The organism is Halolamina rubra (assembly GCF_000739555.1).
GTDB lineage: Archaea > Halobacteriota > Halobacteria > Halobacteriales > Haloferacaceae > Halolamina > Halolamina rubra.
This window is the reverse complement of record NZ_BBJN01000070.1, coordinates 1-2,809: the sequence shown is the minus strand read 5'-3', so window position 1 is coordinate 2,809 and position 2,809 is coordinate 1. Positions and strand designations below refer to the sequence as shown.

Annotated in this window: 3 protein-coding genes; all 3 read right to left on the bottom strand. The window is 71.9% G+C overall.

Annotated features, from left to right (window positions below; all coding sequences use genetic code 11):
* A partial coding sequence (locus ACP95_RS15020) for a Mut7-C RNAse domain-containing protein (protein ID WP_237560459.1) occupies positions 1–187 on the bottom strand: 187 nt, incomplete at its 3' end.
* 38 nt (positions 188–225) lie between these two features.
* Positions 226–1,992, bottom strand: coding sequence for a DNA polymerase/3'-5' exonuclease PolX (gene polX / locus ACP95_RS15015; RefSeq protein ID WP_049981976.1), 1,767 nt, complete (start codon positions 1,990–1,992; stop codon positions 226–228).
* 42 nt (positions 1,993–2,034) lie between these two features.
* Positions 2,035–2,478 carry a DUF5788 family protein gene (locus ACP95_RS15010; RefSeq protein ID WP_049981975.1) on the bottom strand — a complete coding sequence of 148 codons (444 nt, stop codon included), beginning with the start codon at positions 2,476–2,478 and terminating at the stop codon, positions 2,035–2,037.
* Between the last annotated feature and the right edge of the window lie 331 nt (positions 2,479–2,809).

Genomic DNA, 2,809 nt, shown 5'->3' with positions numbered 1-2,809 from the left:
CGCCGCGCTCGGTGAGCAGGATCGCGTCGTCGACGCTGGCGGCCAGCTGCTCGTCACGGGTGAGCAGCGTCCGGTTCTCCGCCGCCGCGAGCCGCCGGATCCGCGCGTCTGCTTCGACCCCGCGGTCCAGCGCGTACGCGGTGTCGTACCCGCACATCCGCAGGTACGTCGCGAGCTTCCCGAGCATCACGTCGAGGAAGAACCGTCGCTCGGGGTCGGCCACGATCAGTCGAGGAACGCCCGAACGCCGTCGACGTCGCGGGCGGTGAGCACATCGTCGGTCTCGGCCCAGCCCCGGCGTGCGGTGTGGACGCCGTACCGGCTCTCGGCGAACGCGCCCGGCCGGTGGGCGTCGGTGCCGACCGCGACGACGGCGCCGGCCTCGACGGCCACCCGGACCGCCGAGTCCCGGAGGTCCAGCCGGTTCGGGTTGGCGTTGATCTCCAGCGCCGTCCCGCTCTCGACGGCGGCTTCGGCGAGCCGGTCGAAGTCGGGGGATAGCCCGGGGCGCTGGTTGATCATCCGCCCCGTCGGGTGACCCAGAACGTCGGTCTGGGGGTGCTCGATCGCGGCGACGAGGCGCTCGGTCGCCCGCTCGCGGTCCTGGTCCAGCGCCGCGTGGGGGGAGGCGATCACGACGTCCAGCTCCGCGAGCAGCTCGTCCGGGGTCGAGAGCCCGCCGTCGGCGTCGACGTTGGTCTCGATCCCGTGGAGCAGTTCGAGGTCGTGCCCCGCCTCGTCGAGGGCGTCGCGGGCGTCGTCGACGGCGGCGGCCTGCTCCCGGATCGCCTCGGGGTCGAGCCCCGTGTTCCCGAACACGCCCGGCCCCTCGGCGTGGTCGGTGATCGCGAGGTAGTCGTGGCCGAACTCCGCGGCGCCGAGGGCCATCTCCTCGACGGTGGCGTCGCCGTCGGACCAGTCGGTGTGGGCGTGGAGGTCGCCACGGATCTCGTCCTCCTCGATCAGGTCCGGGAGCTCGCCCTCGCGGGCGGCCTCGATCTCGCCAGTGTTCTCACGCAGCTCCGGCGGGATCAGCGGCAGGTCCAGCGCCTCGTACATCCCCGCCTCCGTCTCGCCGGCGACGCGGTCGCCGACGCGCTGGCCCGCGTCCGGGTCGTCGACGCCGGAGACGTCGAAGCAGCCGTACTCGTTCAGCTTCAGGTCGCGGTCGATCGCGACGTTCCGGAGGTGGATGTTGTGGTCGCGGCTCCCGGTGAAGTACTGCAGCGCGGCGCCGAACTCCGAGGGGTCGACCACGCGGAGGTCGACGCGGACGCCGTCGCCGGTCCGGAGGCCGGCCTTGGTGGGCCCGGACTCGATGGTCTCCGCGGAGTCCTCCCACTCGAGGAACGCGTCGACGACCGCCTCGCCGTCGGTGCTGGCCGCGAGCACGTCCACGTCGCCGATCGTCTCCTTCCAGCGCCGGTTCGAGCCGGCGAGTTCGGCCGCCTCGACGGCGTCGATGCCCGCGAGGAACTCCCGGGCGGCCTCGCCCAGCGGGCGCCCCTTCCCCAGCAGCGTGCGCTGGTGGGCCTGTCGGGCGAAGTCGATGCCGCCGAGGATGTTCTCCTCGGTCTTCGGGCCGAACCCCTTGACTTCCTGTATCTCCCCGTCCCGGGCCGCGGCTTCGAGCTCGTCGAGGTCGGTTATCCCGAGCGCCTCGTACAGCGTGCCGACGGTTTTCGGGCCGACCCCCTCGACGCTGGTGAGCGCGGCCATGTCGACGGGCAGCTCCGCGCGGAGCGCCTCGAGCTCCTCGATCTCGCCGGTGTCGACGTACTCGACCAGCTTCGCGGCGATGGCGTCGCCGACGCGGTCGATCTCCGCGACGGCGTCGGCGCCGTCGCCGGCCAGCTCCTCGACCGGTTCGGGGTACTCCCTGACGTTCTCGGCCGCGCGCCGGTAGGCGGTGGGTTTGTACTCCACGTCCTTGGCGTCCAGCAGGTCGGCCATCTCTTCGAGCAGGGTCGCGAGTTCGTCGTTCGTGGGCATGGTGTGGTGGCGTCGATCGGTCGTCGCTGTCGGCGGCGGCGGTCAGAGCGACCCGCGTCGCGGGCTGCCGTCGTCGTCGTGGCCCAGCGCCTGCTGGAGGAAGTTCATCCAGCGCTTCTGGTCGGCGGCCGCCTGTCGGGCGGCCTCGCTCTCCACGTCGGCGGCGTCGAGCTGTTCGAGCGCGTCGAGCGCGCGGTCGATCCCGATGATGCTGTTCGCGAGCGCCTCGCCCGCCTCGTAGCTGATCTGGCCCTCCTCGAGCCGTTCGAGTCGCTCGTTGCGCTCCCGGCGCAGGTTGCGTTTGGCCTCGTCGACGCGCTCGCGCTGGTCCGCCGGCACCGTCTCTCGGCGCTTGATCTCGAAAACGAACTGCTGGAGTTCGAGCGTCTCCCCCTGGACCTCGATCTCCCGCGGGATGTCGGCGCCGATGGTGGCGGCCTCGCGCCCGACCCGTTCCAGCAGCTGCTTCCGCTCGTACTCCTTCACACTCGGGGTTGGGCGGGGCGACTCTTTGCTTCTTCGCCCGTGTTTCGTGTTGATTGGTGTTGGAGGGGTCGACGACGGTGACAGCCACCGCGACGGCGACAGCATCCCGGTGCTCGACCACTGGGACCGCAGGGCGCCGGGGCCTAAGCCCGGCACAGCCTCCAGTCCTCACCCCTCCCCCGGGCGCCGCGATTGGCGAGCGCGAGTCGTCCACCGCAACCGCACCGCACCCGGGTTTGGCGCGAAGCGCTCGCGCCTCCGTGCGCGACGCGAGCGCGAGGGACGACTGACTGAGTGAAACGACGGAAGGAGTCGGCTGGGGAGGCTGTGG